The organism is Halomonas sp. HL-93, assembly GCF_900086985.1.
In the GTDB taxonomy this organism is placed as follows: Bacteria; Pseudomonadota; Gammaproteobacteria; order Pseudomonadales; family Halomonadaceae; genus Vreelandella.
Genome location: NZ_LT593974.1, coordinates 965970 through 987535 on the forward strand (window position 1 = coordinate 965970; position 21566 = coordinate 987535).

The 21566-nt window shown below is 57.6% G+C and carries 22 protein-coding genes; 12 read left to right on the top strand and 10 right to left on the bottom strand.

From position 1 onward, the window contains the following. Positions 1 to 12 precede the first annotated feature (12 nt). From GA0071314_RS04360 to GA0071314_RS04370, 3 genes are read right to left on the bottom strand one after another with little or no spacing between them, the layout of a single operon-like run. Positions 13 to 408 (bottom strand): gamma-glutamylcyclotransferase family protein, encoded by a 396-nt coding sequence (locus GA0071314_RS04360; RefSeq protein ID WP_331710472.1) that lies wholly within the window; start codon positions 406 to 408, stop codon positions 13 to 15. Continuing rightward, the gene (gene murU / locus GA0071314_RS04365; RefSeq protein WP_074395486.1) at positions 405 to 1076 is read right to left on the bottom strand and encodes an N-acetylmuramate alpha-1-phosphate uridylyltransferase MurU; all 672 of its coding nucleotides are present in this window, start codon (positions 1074 to 1076) and stop codon (positions 405 to 407) included. Before murU ends, GA0071314_RS04360 begins: the two co-directional genes overlap by 4 nt. Then, positions 1073 to 2083: an aminoglycoside phosphotransferase family protein gene (locus GA0071314_RS04370; protein ID WP_074395487.1), complete on the bottom strand. Its 1011-nt coding sequence runs from the start codon at positions 2081 to 2083 to the stop codon at positions 1073 to 1075. The genes murU and GA0071314_RS04370 overlap by 4 nt, the downstream gene beginning before the upstream one ends. Positions 2084 to 2153: 70 nt before the next feature. On the opposite strand from GA0071314_RS04370, the gene GA0071314_RS04375 reads away from it, so the two are divergent. The 5 genes from GA0071314_RS04375 (at position 2154) to apaG (ending at position 7638) form a co-directional block, all read left to right on the top strand. After that, positions 2154 to 4586, top strand: a complete 2433-nt coding sequence (locus tag GA0071314_RS04375; RefSeq protein WP_074395488.1) for an LPS-assembly protein LptD — start codon at positions 2154 to 2156, stop codon at positions 4584 to 4586. A 13-nt stretch (positions 4587 to 4599) separates the two neighbouring features. Next, on the top strand, positions 4600 to 5322 hold the full coding sequence (locus tag GA0071314_RS04380; protein ID WP_441316754.1) for a SurA N-terminal domain-containing protein: 723 nt from the start codon (positions 4600 to 4602) through the stop codon (positions 5320 to 5322). Next, positions 5322 to 6377 carry a 4-hydroxythreonine-4-phosphate dehydrogenase PdxA gene (pdxA, locus tag GA0071314_RS04385; RefSeq protein WP_074395489.1) on the top strand — a complete coding sequence of 352 codons (1056 nt, stop codon included), beginning with the start codon at positions 5322 to 5324 and terminating at the stop codon, positions 6375 to 6377. The genes GA0071314_RS04380 and pdxA overlap by 1 nt, the downstream gene beginning before the upstream one ends. 71 nt (positions 6378 to 6448) lie before the next feature. Next, positions 6449 to 7264: a 16S rRNA (adenine(1518)-N(6)/adenine(1519)-N(6))-dimethyltransferase RsmA gene (rsmA, locus tag GA0071314_RS04390; RefSeq protein WP_074395490.1), complete on the top strand. Its 816-nt coding sequence runs from the start codon at positions 6449 to 6451 to the stop codon at positions 7262 to 7264. Then, positions 7261 to 7638 (top strand): Co2+/Mg2+ efflux protein ApaG, encoded by a 378-nt coding sequence (apaG, locus tag GA0071314_RS04395; protein ID WP_074395491.1) that lies wholly within the window; start codon positions 7261 to 7263, stop codon positions 7636 to 7638. Before rsmA ends, apaG begins: the two co-directional genes overlap by 4 nt. A 10-nt stretch (positions 7639 to 7648) precedes the next feature. Here apaG and GA0071314_RS04400 read toward each other — a convergent pair whose 3' ends face one another. Further along, positions 7649 to 9088, bottom strand: coding sequence for an FAD-dependent oxidoreductase (locus GA0071314_RS04400; RefSeq protein ID WP_074395492.1), 1440 nt, complete (start codon positions 9086 to 9088; stop codon positions 7649 to 7651). Further along, positions 9088 to 9264 carry a hypothetical protein gene (locus GA0071314_RS19615; protein WP_172822086.1) on the bottom strand — a complete coding sequence of 59 codons (177 nt, stop codon included), beginning with the start codon at positions 9262 to 9264 and terminating at the stop codon, positions 9088 to 9090. The genes GA0071314_RS04400 and GA0071314_RS19615 overlap by 1 nt, the downstream gene beginning before the upstream one ends. A gap of 221 nt (positions 9265 to 9485) precedes the next feature. Here GA0071314_RS19615 and GA0071314_RS04405 point away from each other — a divergent pair, with 221 nt between their 5' ends. Further along, complete coding sequence (locus GA0071314_RS04405; protein WP_074395493.1) at positions 9486 to 10310, top strand: symmetrical bis(5'-nucleosyl)-tetraphosphatase; 825 nt, start codon at positions 9486 to 9488, stop codon at positions 10308 to 10310. Then, positions 10307 to 11431, top strand: coding sequence for a polynucleotide adenylyltransferase (locus tag GA0071314_RS04410; protein WP_074395494.1), 1125 nt, complete (start codon positions 10307 to 10309; stop codon positions 11429 to 11431). Before GA0071314_RS04405 ends, GA0071314_RS04410 begins: the two co-directional genes overlap by 4 nt. Positions 11432 to 11442: 11 nt before the next feature. Here GA0071314_RS04410 and folK read toward each other — a convergent pair whose 3' ends face one another. Both folK and folB read right to left on the bottom strand, forming a co-directional pair. Beyond that, complete coding sequence (gene folK, locus GA0071314_RS04415) at positions 11443 to 11988, bottom strand: 2-amino-4-hydroxy-6-hydroxymethyldihydropteridine diphosphokinase (RefSeq protein WP_074395495.1); 546 nt, start codon at positions 11986 to 11988, stop codon at positions 11443 to 11445. Continuing rightward, positions 11985 to 12362, bottom strand: coding sequence for a dihydroneopterin aldolase (gene folB, locus GA0071314_RS04420; protein ID WP_074395496.1), 378 nt, complete (start codon positions 12360 to 12362; stop codon positions 11985 to 11987). Before folB ends, folK begins: the two co-directional genes overlap by 4 nt. A gap of 89 nt (positions 12363 to 12451) precedes the next feature. Between folB and plsY the strand changes: the two genes are divergently transcribed. After that, complete coding sequence (gene plsY / locus GA0071314_RS04425) at positions 12452 to 13015, top strand: glycerol-3-phosphate 1-O-acyltransferase PlsY (RefSeq protein WP_074398427.1); 564 nt, start codon at positions 12452 to 12454, stop codon at positions 13013 to 13015. A 4-nt stretch (positions 13016 to 13019) separates the two neighbouring features. On the opposite strand, the gene tsaD is transcribed toward plsY, so the two are convergent. Next, on the bottom strand, positions 13020 to 14066 hold the full coding sequence (gene tsaD / locus GA0071314_RS04430) for a tRNA (adenosine(37)-N6)-threonylcarbamoyltransferase complex transferase subunit TsaD (protein ID WP_074395497.1): 1047 nt from the start codon (positions 14064 to 14066) through the stop codon (positions 13020 to 13022). 199 nt (positions 14067 to 14265) lie between these two features. Here tsaD and rpsU point away from each other — a divergent pair, with 199 nt between their 5' ends. From rpsU to rpoD, 3 genes are all read left to right on the top strand, one after another. Next, positions 14266 to 14481, top strand: coding sequence for a 30S ribosomal protein S21 (rpsU, locus tag GA0071314_RS04435; protein ID WP_007113641.1), 216 nt, complete (start codon positions 14266 to 14268; stop codon positions 14479 to 14481). A 176-nt stretch (positions 14482 to 14657) separates the two neighbouring features. After that, entirely contained in the window at positions 14658 to 16517 is a 1860-nt protein-coding gene (gene dnaG, locus GA0071314_RS04440) for a DNA primase (protein WP_074395498.1), read from the top strand. Between the two features lie 214 nt (positions 16518 to 16731). After that, a complete protein-coding gene (rpoD, locus tag GA0071314_RS04445; RefSeq protein ID WP_074395499.1) occupies positions 16732 to 18579 on the top strand; it encodes an RNA polymerase sigma factor RpoD in 1848 nt (615 codons plus the stop codon). A gap of 80 nt (positions 18580 to 18659) precedes the next feature. Here rpoD and GA0071314_RS04450 read toward each other — a convergent pair whose 3' ends face one another. Together GA0071314_RS04450 and GA0071314_RS04455 are read right to left on the bottom strand one after the other, a co-directional pair. Beyond that, a complete protein-coding gene (locus GA0071314_RS04450; RefSeq protein ID WP_074395500.1) occupies positions 18660 to 19310 on the bottom strand; it encodes a hypothetical protein in 651 nt (216 codons plus the stop codon). A 143-nt stretch (positions 19311 to 19453) separates the two neighbouring features. After that, entirely contained in the window at positions 19454 to 20350 is an 897-nt protein-coding gene (locus tag GA0071314_RS04455) for a LysR family transcriptional regulator (RefSeq protein ID WP_074395501.1), read from the bottom strand. A gap of 198 nt (positions 20351 to 20548) precedes the next feature. Here GA0071314_RS04455 and GA0071314_RS04460 point away from each other — a divergent pair, with 198 nt between their 5' ends. After that, entirely contained in the window at positions 20549 to 21529 is a 981-nt protein-coding gene (locus tag GA0071314_RS04460; RefSeq protein WP_074395502.1) for an MBL fold metallo-hydrolase, read from the top strand. Positions 21530 to 21566 lie beyond the last annotated feature (37 nt).

A 21566-nucleotide genomic window follows, 5' to 3' on the forward strand; every position in this document is an offset into this window, starting at 1 on the left:
CGCACTGCCTCATTAGGTTGGCCAGCCGCCTTCAGCGATCATTAAACAACCGTCAACGCCTGGATTGTAAATATATACCCAGGCGGTGCCGAAACGAGTGGCTAGCAGTTGACGTTGGTACTCGCCCCGTTGGGGGGCAGTCTGGCGATGATCTTCCAGGGCATCAAGCTGGGCAAGCTGGGTAGCCGTCACGCGATATACTTCCAGCAAAATACCCAGCGAGGGTTGCCATTTTGCGCCGGGGTAAGGCCCAATGTCGTAAAGGGTCAAGTCTGTGCTGGTGTCGCCCCCAAGCCAGACTGCCTTGGACAGGCAGTGGGCGTTATTTAAACCACGCTTGAGGGTGCCGTACACCGCGACTAGCGGCGTGGTAGCAACGGCAGTCTCCAGGTATTCGGCTGTCATCATGTCCCTATCCGGTGTTGCAGATAAGTGCCCAGCTCGGCGAGCCGCTCGGGTGTGCCAACATCGACCCAATGCTGTGCGGTATGTTCGCCGCTGACGCGCTGGCTGTCGATGGCGTGTTTAAGCAGCGGTGCCAGGGCAAAGGCGCCCGCGGGTTGATCCGCTACCAGCGCAGGACGTATCAGGCTGATCCCGGCGAAGGTTAAGCGCGGGGCAGGGGCTTGATACACCCGCCCGTCGCGCAAGGCAAAATCCCCGTCGGGATGATGCTCAGGGTTATCCACTAGCACCAAGTGCGCAAGGTCGTTCTCCGCCAGTGCCTCTGCATGGGGCAGGTGCTCGCACCAAACATCGCCATTGATGAGTAAAAAGGGGGCCTCACCGAGTAATGGCAACGCTTGATGAATGCCGCCGCCGGTTTCTAATGGAGTGGTTTCACGGCTCCACTGAATGGACACGCCGTATGAGTGGCCGTTGCCTAATGCCGCTATGATCTGTTCGGCTCGGTAGCTTACGTTGATCACGATTTGGTCAATGCCGGCGTGCTTAAGCCTTTCTAAATGATGCACGATGAGCGGCTTTCCGGCGACGGGTAACAAGGGTTTTGGACAGTGGTCGGTCAGCGGTCGCATCCGCTTACCGAGGCCGGCGGCCAGAATCATTGCTTTCATACGTCTGTCTCGTTCAAGCGCGCGATAATCGCCGGGCGCAGCGTATCTTGGGCCCAGTGGACAAAATCGTCGTGGCCCGGTATTCCGGCCAGACTATCGTCCAGATGATCAAGAAAGTGGGGTAGGCGCGCAAGGTAACCCGTTTTGTGGTCGCGCAGGGTAAGGCGGCAGAAAATGCCTAGCACCTTCAGGGTACGTTGGGCGGCCATCGCCTGGCACTGATGGAGGAAAGTGGCAGCGTCATAGCGTTGCGAGAGACGACCATCGCGCTGGGCTTGGCTATGAAACGCATCAACGAAGGCCGTAAACTGTTTTTCGCTAAAACGCTGGTAGCGTCCCCGCAGCAGCGAAATAACATCGTAGCTGATCGGCCCTGCAACGGCGTCCTGGAAGTCGATTATGAAAAGTCGTTGGTCGTGGACCATTAAATTCATGGCATCAAAATCGCGGTGCACGCAGACAACGGGCTGAGCAAGCGCCTGGTCAATTAGCTCAGAACGCAGTGCCATCCAGCTGTCGGGCACCGCCAGGCCGAGCCATGCGGTCAGACACCACTCGGGAAATAAATCAAGTTCCCGGCCCAATAATGCGGTGTCGTAAACGGGCAGCGTCTCTGGGGAAACACGATTTTGTAAATCGGCAATCAGCGATAGCGCCTGATTGTGATAGCCTCGGATACGCGCATCATCGGTAAATAATTGCTGCAATGGGGTACTACCCAGGTCGTCCAGTAGTAAAAAACCCTGCTCTAGGTCAGCAGCATGCACCTGGGGCACCGGTAGTCCTGCGCAATGCCAGCGGCGTGCGATGGTCACAAAAGGCTGGCTATCTTCCTGCTGGGGCGGGGCATCCATGACCACCTGGGTGGTGTCATCGGGCAGCGAGAGCCGGAAATAGCGTCGAAAACTGGCGTCGCCTCCGGCCGGGGCGAGAGAAATAGCGTCTACGGGAAGGCCGTTTTGATGCGCGGCCCATGCAATAAGGGCGTTAATCCGCGATGAAGACATGCAAGCTCCTAGCTGGTCGGGCATGATGCGGACTGTATAATACCGATTCTCGATGCCAAGGATAACGAACATGGGCAAGCGATTTTCGCGCGCGGTGCCAGTGGCGCAAACATTGATGGGGAGTTTGCTGGCCAGCGCCTCCTTTTCCGCGGTGGCACAGAGCGAGCCGCTCTCGGCGGAGGCGTTGGACTGGAAGCCTTGGGGGAAGGAAGAAGCGGCCACCCAGCTTTGCCGTGGACGTTACGTAATGCCCGGCTACCGCTTGGCAGAGCAAGACAACCCCGAAACGCTCGCAGCAGAGGCTAGCGAAGCGGATTACGCGTCCGATGGCCAAACTATTTTGCGTGGCGACGTGGTGCTGCGGCGAGCGAACGAAGAAGTGGAAGCGGAGCGGGCCTCCATGCCCGCTAATCGCGAGCGGGTGAACGCTGAGGGCAATATTGCGCTGCGTGATGGCACCGCATTAGTGCGTGGCGATACCGCCGAGCTAATGCTCAATGAAGACCGCACTCGGTTAGATAACAGTCACTTTGTACTGTATGACCAGCACCTGCGTGGTCAGGCTCTTCAGCTTGAGCAGCTGGAAAAAGACCAATACCGCCTTCAGGATGCCCGCTTTACGACCTGCGACCCTGGGGAAAATACCTGGAATCTCGTCAGTAGCGATATTCGCTTGGACCAAGCCAAAGGCTTTGGTACTGCACGCAATGCGCGTCTGGAAATTAAAGACGTGCCCGTTCTTTACGTTCCCTGGGTGCGCTTCCCGATTGATGACCGCCGCCATACCGGGCTGCTAACCCCCACGCTAGGTTTTTCGAGCGACGGCGTCGACTATACCCAGCCGTTTTACTGGAATATTGCGCCCAACCGCGATGCGACGATCACGCCGCGCTGGATGAGTGACCATGGCCTGCTGCTGAACGGCGAGTTCCGCTACCTGTTTGAAGAAAGCGCAGGCACGCTGGAGGCAGGCTACTTAAACAGCGATAAAGGCGGTTCGGGCGGCTCAGAAGGGCGATACGAAGGTGAGCACCGCTGGTATGTTGAAGCACAGCATGCCGGGCGAATTAATCCGCGTAGCCGCTATCAACTACGTTACGGTGCCGCCAGTGACGGGCGCTACTTCGATGACTTTGGCGGCGAATTTGGCAGCAATGACCGCACCAATATGGAGCGCTTGGCCCAGGTCGATTATCGTGGTGAGCGTTGGCAGCTCGATGCCCGAGCGCAAGGGTTTCAGCGTTTAGACGACCCGCTCAATGACCGCGATAAGCCGTTCTATCGCCTGCCGAGCTTAAGTGCCAACGCCAACTGGCAATTGGGCAGCGGGTTTTATAGCCAGTGGCGCTCCAACGCGACCTATTTCTGGCGCAACGTGGACGAGCAACAAGTGATTGAACGCGAGGCGGCCACGGGTAGTCGGTTGCACTTAACTCCGGCATTTGGCTGGCGATTTGATCGCCCCTGGGGGTATATCGAACCGCGTACGGAGCTTTGGCATACCGACTACCAGCTGGATTACGGTAACCGGACGACCGAGAACAGTGAATCGCCAAGCCGCAGTATTGCGGTGACCTCGGTGGATAGCGGTTTAGTGTTTGAACGCGAACTGGAACTGGGGGGAGACGAATACCGCCAAACCTTGGAACCGCGCTTGAACTATGCCTATGTGCCGCGTACTGATCAAAGCGAGCTGCCCGACTTCGATAGCCGCGAGCAGCCTTTTTCCTGGAATCAGCTATGGTCTGCTCAACGCTTCTCCGGGGCTGATCGGGTGGGTGATTTGAACCGGCTGTCGCTGGGGATTGAGTCGCGGCTGCTTGAAGACGAAACCGGCCGTGACCGGCTGTCTGTTGGCGTTGGGCAAAGCGTCTACTTCGACGAGCGCCGGATTGATATTGAAGGTGATGCTGATACGCTACCGCCCCGCACGAATGATGAGCGTTATTACCAAGCTACCCGTGATCGTTCACCGTTGGTTACCCGGGTCGATTGGCAGATTAACGATCGTTGGAGCACCGGCTACGAATGGCTTTATGACGACAACCTTGATCGTACCGAAAGCTCCACCGTGGATGTGCGCTATCGTCATCCAGAAGGCCACGTATTGAACCTTGGGTACCGTTGGGAAATCCAAGACTTTGACCCTGGCGTAGAGCCGAGTGATGACAGCTTTCGCAACTACAATCGTGAAGAATGGGACCTTTCCTTTGCGTGGAAAGCCAGCCCGCAGATTGATCTGATTGGCCGTTACATTCACGATCAAACCAATGAGCGCGCGCTGGAACAGCTGGCGGGTGTACAGTGGAGTGACTGCTGTTATGGTCTGCAGGTGGTGTGGCGCGAATGGATCGACGACAACGACAGCGCGCGAATCGACGATGACTTTAACGATCGCGGCATTTTCCTGCGCTTCGTATTCCGCGGTTTAGGCGGCGTTGGCCAAAACGCCGATGGATACATTGAGCAATCTATTCCGGGTTTCCGCCCGACGCCTTTATAAATGAGCCTTTTGAATGGCGACTGACAGAGACGACGTTATGAAGATGAGAAAGACCTTGCTTGCCCGCGCCAACATGCTTGCGTTGGGAAGCGCCTTGGCCCTGGGCATGGCGGCGACCGTTCCGTTAAGTGTTCAGGCCCAAACTTCGGCGCCTGCCGAGCGCCAGACACTTGACCGGGTGGTCGCCGTGGTCAACGACGGCGTTATCATGCGCAGCGAGCTGGATGACCGTGTGACCCAGGTTGAGCGTCAGTCAGAGTCGCGTGGTGAGTCGCTCCCCGCGCGTGACCAGCTCGAGTCGCAGGTGTTGGAGCGCATGATCGTTGAGGAAATTCAACTGCAAATGGCCCGTGACGCCAATATCAGCATCGATGACACAGAACTCAATCAGCAAGTTCGTTCGATTGCCGAGTCGAATAACATGACCCTTGAGGAGTTTGCCGATGCGGTAGAAGCCGACGGTATGACGCTGGAAAGCGTACGCGATAACGTGCGCCGTGAAATGCTCATGCGACAGGTTCAGCAACGCCAGGTCAGCAGTCGCGTCAATGTCAGCGAGAGCGAGGTTGATCGTATGATCGGCCCGCAGGTGGGCCAATTGGGTGGGCAGGGCGCGAACCAAGAAGCCCAGCGTGAGGAGGCGCGTCAAGCCATTTTTCAGCGCCGCGCCAATGAAGAGCTGGAAACCTGGGAGCAACAAATCCGCTCGCAGGCCTTTGTTGATATCCGCCTTTAATGAAACCTGCCCATGCACCACCGGTGGTGATTACCACCGGTGAGCCCGCTGGTATCGGGCCCGAGCTTGTGCTGATGCTGGCCGCGCGGGGTGCTTTGCCGAGTGGCATCGTGGCGATTGGCGACCCGCGTATGCTGCGTCAGCGCGCGGAGGCCCTATCGCTCAAGGTAGCGATCGTCGAAGCGACGCCTGGGCAAGTGCTGTCGGAACCGGAGGCGCCCACGCTGCGGGTCTGGCCGGTTGCGCTGAAGGCACCCGCGGTGCCCGGTACGCTCAACCCAGCGAACAGTCATTATGTGCTCGAGACCCTGGCGCTCGCGGTGGATGCCTGCCGATCGGGGCAGGCGGCAGCCATGGTCACCGCGCCGCTGCACAAAGGGGTGATCATTGAGGCTGGCGTCGCCGGGTTTACCGGACATACCGAGTGGCTGCGCGATGCTTGCGGCGTTGACGAGGTGGTCATGATGCTGGCAACCGACAATGCCCTGCATGCGCAGGCCCCAGGCTGGCAGGGCAGCGGCGACCTGCGTGTTGCCCTGGTGACCACTCATTTGCCGTTGCGCGAGGTGGCTGACGCCATCACATTTGAGCGCGTGGTGCGTATCAGCCGTTTACTGGAAACCGATTTACGCAATCAGTTTGGGTTGGTGACGCCGCGTATTGCGGTATGTGGCTTGAATCCCCATGCCGGTGAAGACGGGCACCTCGGGCGCGAAGAGCTGAATATCATTATTCCCGCCCTCGACGCGCTGCGCCAGGAAGGCATGGCCATCACGGGGCCTTTTCCTGCCGATACGCTGTTCACGCCACGTCATTTAGCCAATGTCGATGCCGTACTGGCCATGTATCATGATCAAGGCTTGGCAGTGTTAAAATACGCGGGCTTTGGCAAGGCCGCTAATATTACGCTGGGCCTGCCCCTGGTGCGTACCTCAGTAGATCATGGCACAGCGCTTACCCTCGCGGGCAAAGGCGTTGCCGATCCCGGCAGCCTACAGGTGGCCCTATCATTGGCGCGACGGCTCGCCGATCAGCGTACCACCTCGCTTCGTTAAACCTGCGCGTGCCAACGATGGATTAGTTCAGGCCTTTTGCCCAACGACCGACCCCCAAGGAATCGTGTTAGATGTCTCACGCGCCCCAGCAACATCGCGCTCGCAAACGTTTTGGTCAGAATTTTCTCCGTGACCTCGGGATTATTTCGCGCATCGTGCGTGCCATTGGCCCGCGTGAAGGCGACCGCCTGATTGAAATTGGCCCTGGCCAAGGTGCGCTCACCGAGCCGCTGTTAGAAGCCGCCGGTGCGCTGGAGGTTGTCGAGCTTGACCGTGACTTGATTCCCGGCCTGCGCGTGCAGTTTTTTAACTATCCCGATTTTGTTATCCATGAAGGCGACGCGCTTAAATTTGATTTTACCAAGCTGAGGGGCGAGGGGCCTGCGCTACGCGTAGTGGGCAATCTGCCCTACAATATCTCAACGCCGCTGATTGTACATTTGCTGACCATGGGCGATGCCATCGCCGATATGCATTTTATGCTGCAAAAAGAAGTCGTGGAGCGGTTGGCGGCCGAGCCAGGCGGCCCTGACTGGGGGCGCTTATCGGTGATGGCGCAGTATTACTGCCAAGTTGAGCAGCTGTTTATTGTCCCGCCTGAGGCCTTTGTACCACGTCCTAATGTGGATTCGGCCATCGTGCGCCTCACGCCCCACGCAGTATTGCCGCATACCGCGGATGACCCTGCGCTGCTTTTTGATCTGGTTAAGCTAGCCTTTGGTCAGCGACGCAAAACCCTGCGCAATAACCTAAAAGGGCGAGTCAGTGCTGAGATTTTACAAGATCTGGGCATTGACCCGGTGCGTCGTCCACAAACGCTGACGGTGGCCGAGTTCGTGACGATTGCCAACCGTGTGGCGGCAGATGAAGGGAGCAAAACACTGTGAGCGAGCTTGCGATTGACGTCACGGTGACACCCGAGTATCGCACCGAGGAATCCAGCGAGGCAGAGTCGCGTTATGTGTTCAGTTATACCATCAACGTGCGCAATAACAGCCCGCATAGCGTTCAACTGATGGCTCGCTACTGGAAAATCACTCAGGGCGGGGGTGAGTATCAGGAAGTGCGCGGCAAGGGTGTGGTGGGGCAACAGCCGTTGATCGGCCCAGGCCAGCAGTTTCGCTACACCAGTCGTGCCATGTTGCAAACGCCGGTAGGTGTCATGGAGGGGGTTTATACCTTGCTCGATACGTCGACCCAGCGGGTCTTTGAAGTGGCGATCCCGCCGTTCAGATTGGCAGTACCGCATCAGCTCCACTAGGCCGGTTGCCTTAGACGCCCTTCGTCAGTTTGCTTTCTAAATGGTCGCAGAGGCGCAGCGCCAATTGCACCAGTGTTAACGTCGGGTTGGCGTGACCAGCACTCGCGAAAACACTGGAGCCCGCCACGTAAACGTTTTCCTGGGCAAAGAGTCGACAGTCGGGGTTAACGATACCTTCCTCGGCTTCAAGGCTCATCCGCGTGCCGCCCATATGATGACGTCCGGCGAGTTCGCCCTCGGTGGGCAGTTGCACCGGCGTCTCAGCTAGCCATTCAGCCATCTGTAGCCTTCCCACATCGTGATCGCGTAGATACTCTCCCAACAGTTGCAGGCTTTCACGAATAGTGCGGCGATCCAGATCTGACTGCCGCCATACCAGCCGACTGCGTGGAACGCCAAGCTCGTCCAGTTCATCGCTCAGCTCAATGCGGTTTTCATGGCGCGGTTCCTGCTCCCAGGCGGCCCTTAGCATGGCGCCATGCATCACGCGCCCCTGGGCTTGCCAGGTGCGCATTCTACCCGCTAGCGTCGGTGCTTGGCCCGCGAGTTCGTCAATCAGCTGTTGGGTAACCTCGGTGTTCATGCGGTGTAGCCGCAGGCCGCAGTTAAGTATTTTCCGTGAGCTAATGGAAGGCGCCGTGGGCGAGAGAAAAACAGTATGGTCTTTGTCTAAGCCCAGCGCGGCGGGTTCAAAGAGCAGCGCCTTGCCCACCGTGGCGTGGGGATGTTCCATCCAGTAGCGCCCCAGTGAGTCAGCTTGAGGAATCAGTTGCCCTTGTGTCTGTTGGTTGCACCACAGCAGCAAGCGTGAGTTTTCGATGCCGCCACAGGCGACTACAAAGTAGCGTGCGCGAACTTGACGAGAGTCGCCTTGGTAGTTTTTGAAAGTAGCGGTAGTCACTTTGCCATCTTGCGTTTCTAGCCCGACCAAGTTGGCCGTCAGGCAGCATTCAAGGCTAGTCGACTCGCTGAGCGTGGCGGCGTATTTCTCCTTCAAGCGCGTAGGAGGGCCAAGTGAAAAATGGGTGCGCTTGAGTCCTGCCCCCTCAATTCGTTGGTCTGGCGGCACAGGCTCCAGGCTAAGCAGGCGCATGGCAGCGTTTAAATAAGGGCTGAGAACGGCGTGATTTATGGGCCAGCCTGTCTCGCTGGCTGCTTGCTTGGCGGTGAAGTCATAATCATCCAGGGGGCGACAGATGCCGCCCCAATGGTTGGTCGATCCGCCGAGGTGACGCAGCCGGGTGGTCTCCAGTGGATGGTACGCATCGCCGACAATGTCCCCCCGGTAGTTTTCCTGGGAGCGTTCGCTGTAGCTGGCGTCGCCTCCCTCGCAGAGCAGAATGTGATGCCCCCGCTTGGCCAGAGTAACCGCCATGGCTATCCCGGCGGCGCCGCCACCGATAATGCAGACATCCACCGCATCGCTGATGGTCTCGAAAGCGCTATACATTAGCGATCACTGGCGCGTAGCAGCCAGCCGTCAACCTTTACAGTAGTCAATGGTGGGGAAACCCGGTTGGCAGCGGCCTGGCTGGCAGGGATCAGCGTTGCGCCAGGCAACAGCGCGCCGATGCCAGCGAGGCCCGCGACTCGCATTAGCTCGCGTCGGGTGTGATCAATGGGCATGTCGGTAGCGTTGTCCTTAACGGTAGCATGAGACGATAGGTGACTCTGGCGGTTAAGCGATGATTAAACCGCGTTACCCACTGTCTTTATAGTGGTTCAGGTTGGTCGTTAGCACCAGTTATATTGCGACGTCACGACCTGTCGGGAATGTTTAACGGCAGGCGCAGGCAGGCGTTGAGATGCTAGTATCAGCCACACGTATTTTTTTATAAGGCCCCCGCATGAGTATCTATGCGATCGGTGATTTGCACGGCTGTCATGCCGAATTTGTGGCACTGTTGGAGAAGCTCAGTTTCGACCCCAAGCGCGATACGCTTTGGCTGGTCGGCGATTTGGTCAATCGCGGGCCTGATTCGCTCGCTTGCCTGCGCGAAGTCGAACGCCTGGGCAGTGCCGTTCGCTGCGTATTGGGTAACCACGATTTTCATTTGCTGGTGGCCGCGCGGGGCGGGGGTAAGCTCAAAAGAAACGACAGCCTGCAGGCGGTGCTTGAGGCTCCCGATTGCGAACGGCTGCTCGACTGGCTGCAGGGCCAGCCGTTGGCGGTGAGAGACGGCAATCAGTTGATGACCCATGCGGGGCTGCTGCCCCAGTGGGGGCTTGATCAGGTGGAAGTGCTGGCGAGAGAGGTGCAGGTCGCATTAGCCGGGGAGCATTCGGGCCACTTTTTGAGCCAGCTGTATGGTAATCATCCCGACTGCTGGGACAATACGCTTGACGGTTTAGAGCGCCTACGCTGCGTGGTCAACGTACTAACCCGCATGCGCTTTATCGACGCCGAAGGACGTCTGGATTTTACCGCCAATCAGGGCCTGGATAGCGCGCCCGTGGGGTTTGCGCCCTGGTTCCAGTTCCCGCGTGACGATGACCCTCATCTGCTATTCGGCCACTGGGCGGCCCTCGCGGGGGATACACCCGATGCCCGCGTACGTGTCGATGCCCTGGATACCGGTTGTGCTTGGGGAGGCGAGCTGACCGCACTTAATCTGGCGACCGGCGAGCGGACTCGCGTGCCCAGCCGCGCGTCAGCAGGAGTGGCGTCATGACATCACCGTGTAACGACCCACGTCTTGTCGGGCTCAACGTCTACCGGGTAGGTGGCGCCGTCCGCGACCGGCTTTTGGGGTGGCCGGTTTACGATAACGACTGGGTGGTCGTGGGCGCTACCCCCGATGCTATGCTTGAGCGAGGATTCAAGCCGGTCGGGCGTGACTTTCCCGTGTTTCTCCATCCCGATAGCGCCGAGGAGTACGCCCTGGCGCGTACCGAGCGAAAAGCGGGGCATGGCTATGCTGGCTTTCAGGTGGTCGCCAGCGCCGATGTGACGCTAGAAGAGGACCTGCTGCGCCGCGATCTGACCATTAACGCCATTGCGGAAGCGGCTGACGGTACGCTGGTTGACCCTTTTAACGGCCAGCAGGATATTGAACAGCGCAAACTGCGCCATGTATCGCAAGCGTTTAGCGAAGATCCACTCCGAGTATTACGCACGGCCCGCTTTCTGGCGCGTTACAAGACGCTAGGTTTTACTATCGCCCCGGAAACGTTGGCGCTGATGGGCGATGTCAGCCGCAGCGGCGAGTTAGCCTATTTGGCTGCTGAGCGAGTGTGGTTAGAAACCGAAAAAGCCTTGGGCGAAGCGCAGCCGGCAAGCTATTTCATTACGCTTGACCAGTGCGATGCGCTTTCCACCTGGTGGCCAGAGCTTGTCGACGGTGTCTTCAGTGACTGCCTCGACGCCATGGCGCTTGGGGGGAATAGCGATGCGTTATCCAGCGCTGATTGGCGCTATGGACTTTTGGTCTCGCCATTAAGTGAGACCCAGCGTGAGTCATTGGCCCAGCGGCTACGTTTGCCAAATGCGGTGGCGCGGCTAGCGCGCCATGTGGCACTGACCCGTCATTTGTTGGGGGAGGGGCTGAGTGCATCAGCGGTATCGCACTGGCTGGAGCGCTTGGATGCTTGGCGTAAGCCCGCCCAGGTAAACGACCAATTGGTGCTGGTGGCGGTGTTGGCCCCGCCGTATGTTAGGGTCTTGAAGGCGGCATGGCAGGCCGCGCAGCAGGTAAGCCCCAAGGCGCTTATGGAAGAAGGCTACCAGGGAGCCGCACTAGGTACCGCACTTAAAGAGCGCCGCTACCAAGCCATCGTAGAGACGCTTAACTAAACAGTGACCAGTTATCGGGCGAGTGCTTGGCGTGGCAGCGGGTCTGCCTGGGATATCCACACACCGCGCCATTCAAAGTCAATGGCCCATAGGCGCTGACTACCCAGAGAGAACTCCGCCCAAAGCGTTGCGTAGGGTGTGCGACAGTGCGGATGGCAGCTGGCCGGCAATAGTTCGGCCAGCGGCTGTAAAACAAAAGCGTTGTGGGAAATTTCGGCGCGTGGCAGAGCGATACCGTCAACGTTGCCGCACATGTCACCTACGGTCAGTAGGTCAATATCCAGCGCGCGTGCGCTGTATTTTGCCATGTCTGGCGTTCTGCCATGTTCGGCCTCCAGCTGTTTGGCCCAGGCCTGAAGTTCACCGGGTGTCCAGTCGCTCTGAAAGGCCACCACTAAGTTGAAAAAATTACGCCGGTCTTTGAAGCCAACGGGTTCGCTCTCAAACACCCGGGAAATTTTAAGCGAGCCGAAGGTGTCGGCCAGCGCATCAAGGCATAAGCGTATATGCCGGGCAGGCTCAATATTGCTGCCCAGGCTAACGGTTACTAAGCTCATGGCAGTGGCTCTCCAGTTGCCTCTAGGGTGCCCCGGGTGATTTCAAGGCCAACGCTGGCCGCCTTTGGCACGGCGCCCGGCTTGCGCACGATAAGGCGCAGCCAACTGATGGGAAAGTCATTGCGCAGACAGGTAGCAAGCCGCTCGGCGAAGGTTTCTACTAGAGCAAACTGGTGAGTGTCGGCAAACTGCTGAATACGCTGACAAATGGCGGCGTAGTCTAGCGTCAGGCGAAGTTCGTCTGTGGCCGCCGCCGAGCGAATATCCGTGGCCAGCGTTAGGTCTAAACGCAGTGACTGCTGAATAGTGCGCTCCCAGTCGTAGACACCTATAACAGTGTCGACCTCAAGCGCTTCGATGAAAATGCGGTCCATGGGCCTTCCCCAATACAACGAGCGAGCGATTGTACGTGAGCAAAACGCTTAGCAACAGTCGGTTGGGTAGCCAAAATGAGCATAATGGCATGATATGGATAGTGATGGGGTATGTCAGTGGTAGCTGGTTAGCGGCACTTAGCGTCTGCCGCTTGGCGGGGGTGCCCGACCCCCGCCAGCACGGCTCACACAACCCCGGGTTTTCCAACGTGCTGCGCTTGTATGGCGCACGCCTAGCGGCGGCAACGCTGCTGCTGGATGCATTGAAAGGCATGCCAGCGGTGCTCGCTGTAAAGCTATTGGGCTTACCCGTATGGCTTCAGGGGCTGGTTGGGCTGGCCGTGCTATTGGGTCACAGCTTTCCGCTATGGCATGGGTTTCGGGGCGGGAAGGCGGTGGCCAGTGCGTTCGGCGTGCTGTTAGTGTTGGTGCCTGAGGTGGCGCTTATCAGCGCTCTGATCTGGGCGCTGCTCGCGTGGCGGCTGAGAACGGCAGCCCTAGCCTCGCTTTGGAGTGCGCTGGCGGCCCCGCTGGTATGTGGCTGGTTAGCACCATCATATATATGGGTGGTAGGCGGGTTCAGCCTGTTGGTGCTGGCCCGCCATGCCCTCAATATTGGTCGCCTTAAGCGCGGTGAAGAGCCGCCTTTTTAACAGACTAGGCGGCAGGCGGTGCGAGGTTGGCCAGCGGCCAGCGGGGCGTCGCTTGCATGATGCCGCTCGTGTCTTGTTCGCCCGCTGCCAGCCGCTGTGCGCCCACGTAAGCAATCATCGCACCGTTATCGGTGCAAAAGCGTCCGCGGGGATAATAGGCCTTTGCCTGACGCTTGTCGCAGGCAAGGGTTAGGCGCTCGCGCAACCGATGATTGGCGCTTACGCCGCCCGCTACGATTAGCCGCTTAAGTCCGGTTTGATCCAGCGCCCGGCGACACTTAATAACTAGCGTATCTACCACGGCATCCTCGAACGCGCGGGCGACGTCGGCGCGGGCTTGCTCATCCAGCTCGCCTGCTGTTTCCAGCTGTCGAATCGCGGTGAGGGTATGGGTTTTTAAGCCAGAAAAGCTGAAATCCAACCCTGGGCGGTCGGTCATCGGGCGGGGGAAGCGAAAACGATCTGTATTACCTTGCTCGGCCAGCGCGGCGACATGGGGACCGCCGGGATAGGCCAGGCCCAGCATCTTGGCCGCTTTATCAAAGGCCTCCCCGGCGGCGTCGTCCACTGATTCACCGAGTAGTTGGTAGTCACCCAGGCCATTTACTTCTACTAACTGGGTGTGCCCCCCAGAGACCAGCAGCGCGACAAACGGAAAATCAGGTGCCTCGTCTTCAAGCATGGGGGCCAATAAATGGCCTTCCATGTGATGAACGCCAAGCACCGGAATGCCGAGGGCCCGTGCCATTCCGTGGGCAGTGCTCGCGCCGACCATGAGCGCGCCGACCAGCCCAGGCCCAGCGGTGTAGGCGATACCATCAAGGTCGAGGCGCGTCAGGTTGGCCTCACTCAAAACCTGCTCAATGAGCGGCAGCAGCTTGCGTGTATGATCTCTTGAAGCCAATTCAGGCACTACGCCGCCATAGTCGGTGTGCATGGCAATTTGGCTGTAAAGTGCATCGGCCAGCAGCCCTTGGCCGCCGCTTAGTGACGTATCGTAAATCGCCACGCCGGTTTCATCGCAGGACGTTTCAATGCCCAGTACGCGCATAGGACAATAACTCTGTCAAAAAATAGTCGTCGTAGTTTAGCATTCTCGTCGCAGGGTGGGCGCAAGCATTTGCAAAGCGTGCCAAGCAAGACTAGACTACTGTGCGCTGTAAACTGGGTCGTGCACCTTATAGGCAATCATGCATTAACGGTGCGCGTACTATCCGAACTCAAGACTCCTTAAGGTAGGTGAGTGCTTAATGCCTTCTGTAAAAGTACGTGATAACGAGCCGTTTGACGTCGCCCTGCGTCGCTTCAAGCGTTCTTGCGAAAAAGCCGGCGTTCTCTCTGAAGTACGTCGTCGCGAGCATTACGAGAAGCCGACTGCTGAGCGTAAACGCAAAGCGGCAGCTGCCGTAAAACGTCACGCCAAGAAGATTCAGCGTGAGCAAAAGCGTTTCGAACGGCTCTATTGATCCGTACCGGAATACGCTAGCTAACGCCTAGCGTGTTCCAAGAGGGATGCCAAGCGGCCGCCACTTAGGTGGCCGTTTGTTTTGCGTTTTACCCAAGCGTGTCTAAGGTGATCGGGTGTGTGCCTGATGACATTAGATTCGCCAATTAGTCCCTTTGGGCGAGGATGCCTGCTTCCATGGCTGGCCAAATTCCACAGCGTTTTATCGACGACCTGCTCGGCCGCGTTGATGTGGTGGAAGTGGTTGGTGAGCGCGTGCAGCTAAAAAAAGCTGGCCGTAACTTTTCAGGGCTTTGCCCTTTCCATCAAGAGAAAACGCCGTCGTTTACGGTGAGCGCCGACAAGCAGTTCTATCACTGTTTTGGCTGTGGGGCGCACGGCAACGCGCTGCGTTTTTTGATGGAGTACGACAAGCTGCCGTTTCCCGAGGCGGTCGAGCAGTTGGCCGGTAGGCTAGGGATTGAAGTGCCCCGGGAAGGTGCCGACGACCCCCGCGCTCAGCAGCGTGAGAAGAAGCGCAAAGAGGGTGTCAACCTGCTTGAACTGGCCGCCAGCTTTTATCGCGAACGGCTGAAAATGCAGGAAGGGCGCGGTGCCCAGCAGTATTTGCACGAACGTGGCCTTTCAAGTGATGTCATCAATGCCTACGGCATTGGCTACGCGCCAGGGGGCTGGGAGGCGCTCAAACAGCATCTGAGCGAGCGTGGCATTAGCGAACCCGTTCAGGTTGAGTACGGGCTGCTGATCCACCGTGAGGACACAGGGCGTACTTACGATCGCTTCCGCGACCGGGTGATGTTCCCCATTCGCGATCTGCGCGGACGCACGATTGCTTTCGGCGGGCGGGTAATGGGTGACGATCAGCCCAAATACCTTAACTCCCCCGAAACGCCGGTGTTTCATAAAGGGCGCGAGCTTTACGGCCTTTATGAAGCTCGCCAGGCGTCCAATCGGCTTGAGCAGTTGGTAATGGTCGAGGGGTATATGGATGTCGTGGCGCTAGCGCAATACGGTATTCATAATGCCGTGGCCACCCTGGGTACCGCGACCACAGAAGATCACTTGAGTCGTCTGTTTCGTCTGGTGAGTCGTGTGGTTTTCTGTTTTGACGGTGACCGTGCAGGTAGACAGGCGGCAAGCCGAGCGTTTGAAACCGCGCTGCCGATGATGATTGATGGCCGAGAGGCGCGCTTTTTGTTTCTGCCGGAAGGCGATGACCCGGATACCCTGGTGCGCCGTGAAGGGGCTGAGGCGTTCCAGGACCGCGTCACCTGTGCGATGCCGTTGTCTGAGTTTCTTTTCGAACAGGCGGCGCAAGGGCGCGATTTGAATACCGTCGAAGGCCGCGAACGGTTTGCCAGCCAAGTGCTTGAAGCATTGAACAAAGTGCCCGAAGGCATGCTCAAATCGTTAATGCTTGAGGCGTTAGCCAAGCGTAGCGGTTTGGCTCAAGAACAGTTGAAAGGACTGCTTGAAAAGCGAGTCGCGGCGACCGCACGTCAGCATCAGTCGAACGTAGCGCCTGCTGAGTCGTCTAGCGCTGCTGGTCGGCCCAAGGAGGAGCGGGCAACTGCTAGGCGGCCAGCACGTGAACAAGCACTGACGCCGGTAGGGCGGATTATACAGCTGCTAATTCACGAGCCTGGCTTAGTAGCGAGCCTGCCTGAGAGCGATGCGTGGTTGCCGGGTGGCGATGTGCCTGAAAGCGATGAAGTACGGCTGTGCCGTGAGTTGCTGGCGCTCTTACGGGCCGGTCGTTATCGTAGTCCCCAGGTGATTTTGGCGCACTTTCAAGGCAGTGCCGAAGGCGCTCAGCTTGCTGCTTTTGCCCAGCGGGAATTGTTGATTCCAAAGTCGGCGCGGGAAACGGAGCTATCAGGATTGGTGGCGCACCTGAGCCACGTTCAGCGTCAGCAATCGCCGCGTGAGGAATATAACGCCTTGCTGGCGCAAGAGCGTGATGGGCAAAAACTTGATAAGGAACAGCGCCAGCGCCTGGCGAGTTTGGTAATGGAACTATCGCAGCGGCAGCACTAACGTAATAGGTGGCGGGTTGAAAAAACGCCGTGCCGCCTCAAGGTAAGAGCCATAAGCTAAAAAGTGGCTAACCAATCAACCTAACACACCTGAATGACAGCGCAAATACACAAACTGGAAAAACTCGGGCCGATCGCGCTATACTGTTCGGCTTGTTAGGTTTGTACATCAGCGCTTAAGGTGCTTCATTCTTCTTCGTCGAGATAGGGTTTCTATGGCTGGAAATGCGCAGCAGCAGTCACGTCTGAAGGAGTTGATCGCGCGCGGCAAGGAACAGGGCTACCTGACCTATGCCGAGGTCAACGACCATCTACCCGAGGATATCGCCGACCCGGATCAAGTGGAAGACATCATTGGCATGATCAACGACATGGGTATCAGTGTCGTTGAGGAAGCGCCAGATGAAGACACTTTGATGATGTCGGATCACTCCACGGACGAGTCCGCTGCGGAAGAGGCCGTTGCGGCCCTTGCCGCCGTGGAAAGCGACGTCGGTCGCACTACCGACCCCGTGCGCATGTACATGCGTGAGATGGGCACGGTTGAACTCTTGACCCGTGAAGGCGAAATTGAAATCGCCAAGCGGATCGAAGAGGGCACACGCGAAGTCATGTCGGCGCTGGCCTATTTGCCCGGTGCCGTGGCCTCTATTTTGGACGCCTACGACGCGACCCAGGACGAGGAAGCCCCAGGCCGACTGTCCGACCTCTTCTCTGGGTTTATTGACCCTGATGAGGGCATTCCTGGCGTGGCTGAAGCTGAAGTGCCTGAACCAGAGCCTGAATCTGAGGCGGATGACGACGTTGAAGGCGACGACGACGAGGACGATGATTCCACCGCCAGCGAAGGTGGTCCGGATCCTGAAGAGGCGCGTGCGCGTTTTGAGCAGATCCGTGAGCAGAATGCGTCTGTAGAAGCTGCCTTTGCCAAGCATGGTCGTGGCAGTGCAGAGGTGAAAGCAGAGCAAGCGCGTTTGGCAGTGCTGTTTTCGCCCATCAAGCTGGTGCCCAAGCATTTTGAGCGTCTAGTCGGTCAAGTGCGCATCAGCGTTGAGCAGGTGCGTGCCCAAGAAAAAGCGGTCATGCAGCTGTGCGTGAAAAAAGCCAAGGTGCCGCGCAAAACGTTCATTAAGTCGTTTCCGGGCAGCGAATCAAACCCCAAGTGGCTTGATGCGTTCCAGTCCGAGCAGCCTAAGTACGCGGATCGTTTAGAGCCGTTGCGCGCCGACATCGCCCGCTCTCAGCGCAAGATTGCGTTTGAAGAAGACATGGTGCAGCTCAGGGTTGCCGACCTCAAAGAAGTCAATCGCAAGCTGTCGATCGGTGAAGCGAAAGCCCGCCGCGCTAAGAAAGAAATGGTGGAAGCTAACCTGCGCTTGGTGATTTCGATTGCCAAGAAGTACACCAATCGCGGCCTGCAGTTCCTGGATCTGATTCAGGAAGGCAACATTGGCTTGATGAAAGCAGTCGACAAGTTCGAGTATCGCCGTGGCTATAAATTCTCCACCTACGCCACTTGGTGGATTCGTCAGGCGATCACCCGGTCGATTGCCGACCAGGCGCGCACCATTCGTATCCCGGTACACATGATCGAGACGATCAATAAGCTCAACCGTGTATCCCGCCAGATGCTTCAGGAAATGGGTCGCGAGCCGACGCCTGAAGAGCTGGGTGAGCGACTGGAAATGCCGGAAGATAAAGTTCGCAAAGTGCTCAAAATCGCCAAAGAGCCGATCTCCATGGAGACGCCAATCGGTGACGATGATGACTCGCACCTGGGCGACTTTATTGAAGACGGCACCATGTTGCTGCCAATCGATATGGCCACCGGTGAAGGGCTTATCGAAGCGACGCGTAACGTGCTGGGCGGCTTGACGGCGCGTGAAGCCAAAGTGCTACGTATGCGATTTGGTATCGATATGAATACCGACCATACGTTGGAAGAGGTGGGTAAGCAGTTTGACGTAACGCGCGAGCGAATCCGTCAGATTGAAGCCAAAGCGCTGCGTAAGCTGCGCCACCCCAGCCGCTCCGAACCGCTGCGTTCGTTCCTCGACGAGTAACGACAGTCGTTTTCAGCGTCAGCAAAAAGCCCGCCGTTCATAGAACGGCGGGCTTTTTTTATGGGGATTAACCAAGCGCGCTAAGGTCGTTCGAGGCGCGCCTTATGTACGCGGCGGGCGAGCAGCATCAGCTCAATCATGGCGATAAGGATCAGGGAATAGCCCAGCAGTTCGACCACTTCCTCGGCAACATCTTTAAACTCCCGCACAAAATGTTCCTGAAGAACCGCTTTCCAGAAATCCTGACGGCCGTAGAGACGCGAAAAAATATAAGTGGTCAATACCCCGGCGGTAAACAAACCAAAAGAAAACGAGTTGCTGTAATGTACGAACTCGTCCAGAAAGCGGCGCCGATGCATGACGACCCAGATCAACGAGGGCACCACGATGATCGAGACAATGATTTGCCAGGTACCGTCAGCGATGTACTGGTCAAGAAAGGCATCCTGTTCGCGAACCAGTGACGAGCCGATAAACGCCAGCAGCAGTAGCGTCACCGTGGGCCACACCTTGAGGACATGGCGTACGTACAGCAGCAGGCCGCAGCTTACGGCAAGCGTGAGGGTTTGGGTCAGCTCGGTAAAACCAAGCTCACTGAAGCGCACCTCGGGAAGGTAGAGCGCTTCGAGGTAGGCTCCCTGGGCAATCGCACCAATCCCCAGCACGTATAGAATGGCCTTGATCAATGTAGTGCGGAACCCAAGCGGCCAAGCACGGGGGGCATCAGACATATAGCATCCTTGTATCGTATAGCGTCAGGTAAGGCGCGCGTTAGCAAACATTCGATTATGAACGTTCATTGTATCGCCACCTTTCTATGATCGCACGCCGATAGTGTTTGCGTGCAAGCGATCAAGTCAGCGCAGATGGCCGGTTAGCGCCATTGAGTGTCAGGTAGCACCTTGCCAATATGTGCGACAAGGTAATCTACCAGCTGGCGTATTTTGGGCGATAGGTGGCGGTGGCGAGGGTAGACGGCCCAAACGCCGGTGTCGTGATGTTGGAAGGGTTCGAGCACCGCCACCAGTTCGCCACTGGCAATATAAGGTGCCACATAATAGTCCGGCAGTTGGGCAAGGCCCAGGCCTTTTAGCGTGGCGTCGAGTAAAGCAGGCCCCGAGTTAGCCTGCCAGCAGCCGGCAATCTTCACTTCACGCTGCTGTCCATTGACCTCAAACAACCAGTTGGGGCGCGAGCCCACCAAGCAGCGATGTTGACTCAGTTCGCTTAGCGTATGCGGGCGTGTCGCCTGGCGAAAGTAGGCTTGGGAGCCAACAATGTACTCGCGTCGCTTGCAAAGCCGTCGCGCGATCAAGCTTGAATCCCGGAGCACCCCCATGCGAATCGCAATATCAAACCCTTCGTCAATCAGCTCAACCGGGCGATTGGTAAAATGCATGTGAACATCGAGCTGCGGATGCAGGCACTGAAAGTCGTTGACCAGCGGGGCGATGTAGCGCTCGCCGAAGGTCGTCGCTGAGGTAAGCTTCAAGACGCCATGGGGTTTCGCCTGCTGCTCACTGAGTGCCTGTTCGGCATCGCGCAGGCCGTCAAACAGGTGTCGGCAGTGGTCGACATAAATAGCCCCGGCATCGGTCAGGCGGATTTGTCGAGTGGTACGATATAGCAATTGTACGCCCAACTGGTTTTCCAGCTGGCTGATCAGTCGGCTAATGTGGGAGGTCGACACCTTTAGGTGGCGCGCTGCCCCAGAAAAGCTCTCAAGGCGCACCACTTCGATAAAGGCTTCGATTCGGTCCCAGCGCTGCATATTGCTTCCCGAGTGAAGAGAATTGTTGCACAGTGGCAATAATCTTATGAGTGTATCCCGCTTTATCCCTGTCGCCTAGCTGACCTACACTGTCATTAACCTGAGCGTTGTGTACTAGCTTTGTAAAGCGAGTGGCTACCTATCGTGGACAAGCTCGATCCATCGGGCGTGCCCGTTTTTCAATCCAGGAGGTGATGCGTGTCTCAGCATTTATGGATTCCAAGCGTAGGCCAGGCAGCGCTGCTGCTGACTATTGGGGTGTCGCTTAGTACCGCAGCGGCCCCAGATCAACGGCCTGAACAGGTATCGGGTTGGTTCCGGATGATGGTCGATGACCATGAAGTCACGGCGCTATACGACGGCTATACCGCGATTGAAACCCAGCTGTTAAAGGGGAAGGGACAAGACGATATTCGTGAGCATCTGAATGCGCTGTTCATTGACACCGAAGACGGCGTGCAAACTGCCGTTAACGCCTTTTTGATTAATACCGGTGAAAACCTCGTCCTGGTGGATGCTGGTTCGGCGGCCTGTTTTGGTCCGACACTTGGGCATGTCGAAGATAATCTGCGTGCATCCGGCTACCAGCCAGAAGACGTTGATACCATTCTGATGACCCACCTTCACCCTGACCATGTTTGCGGGTTAACCAACGATGGTGAGGCTGTGTATCCCAACGCCGAGCTGCGGGCCAGCCAGCAGGACGCCGATTTCTGGCTGAGTGCGTCGCGTGCGGAAGAAGCCGATGAAGGCCAGCGAGCCTTTTTCGAAATGGCTCAGGACGCCGTCGCCCCTTATCTGGAAGATGATCGCTTTACCCCCTTCGAGCCGGGAGACGAGATGCTGATGGGCATTGTGGCTCAGGATACTCACGGACATACGCCGGGTCATACCAGCTTTATGTTGAGCGGTGACGATGACGCCATGTTGGTATGGGGCGATGTGGTTCATAGTTACGGCATTCAGTTCGACGACCCCACGGTAGCCATCGAGTTTGATTCTGACCCGGCGCAGGCGATTGAAGCGCGCCAAGCCGTACTCGAAGAGGCGGTCACCGACAAGTATTGGGTCGCTGGCGCACATATGCCGTTCCCGGGTATCGGTCATATTATCGAGGACGGTGACGGTTATCAGTGGCTACCCATTGAGTATCATCCGCTCACGTCAGACAAAGAGTAAATCATACGCCCGCGCTGAAACGCGCGGAAATAGGTTG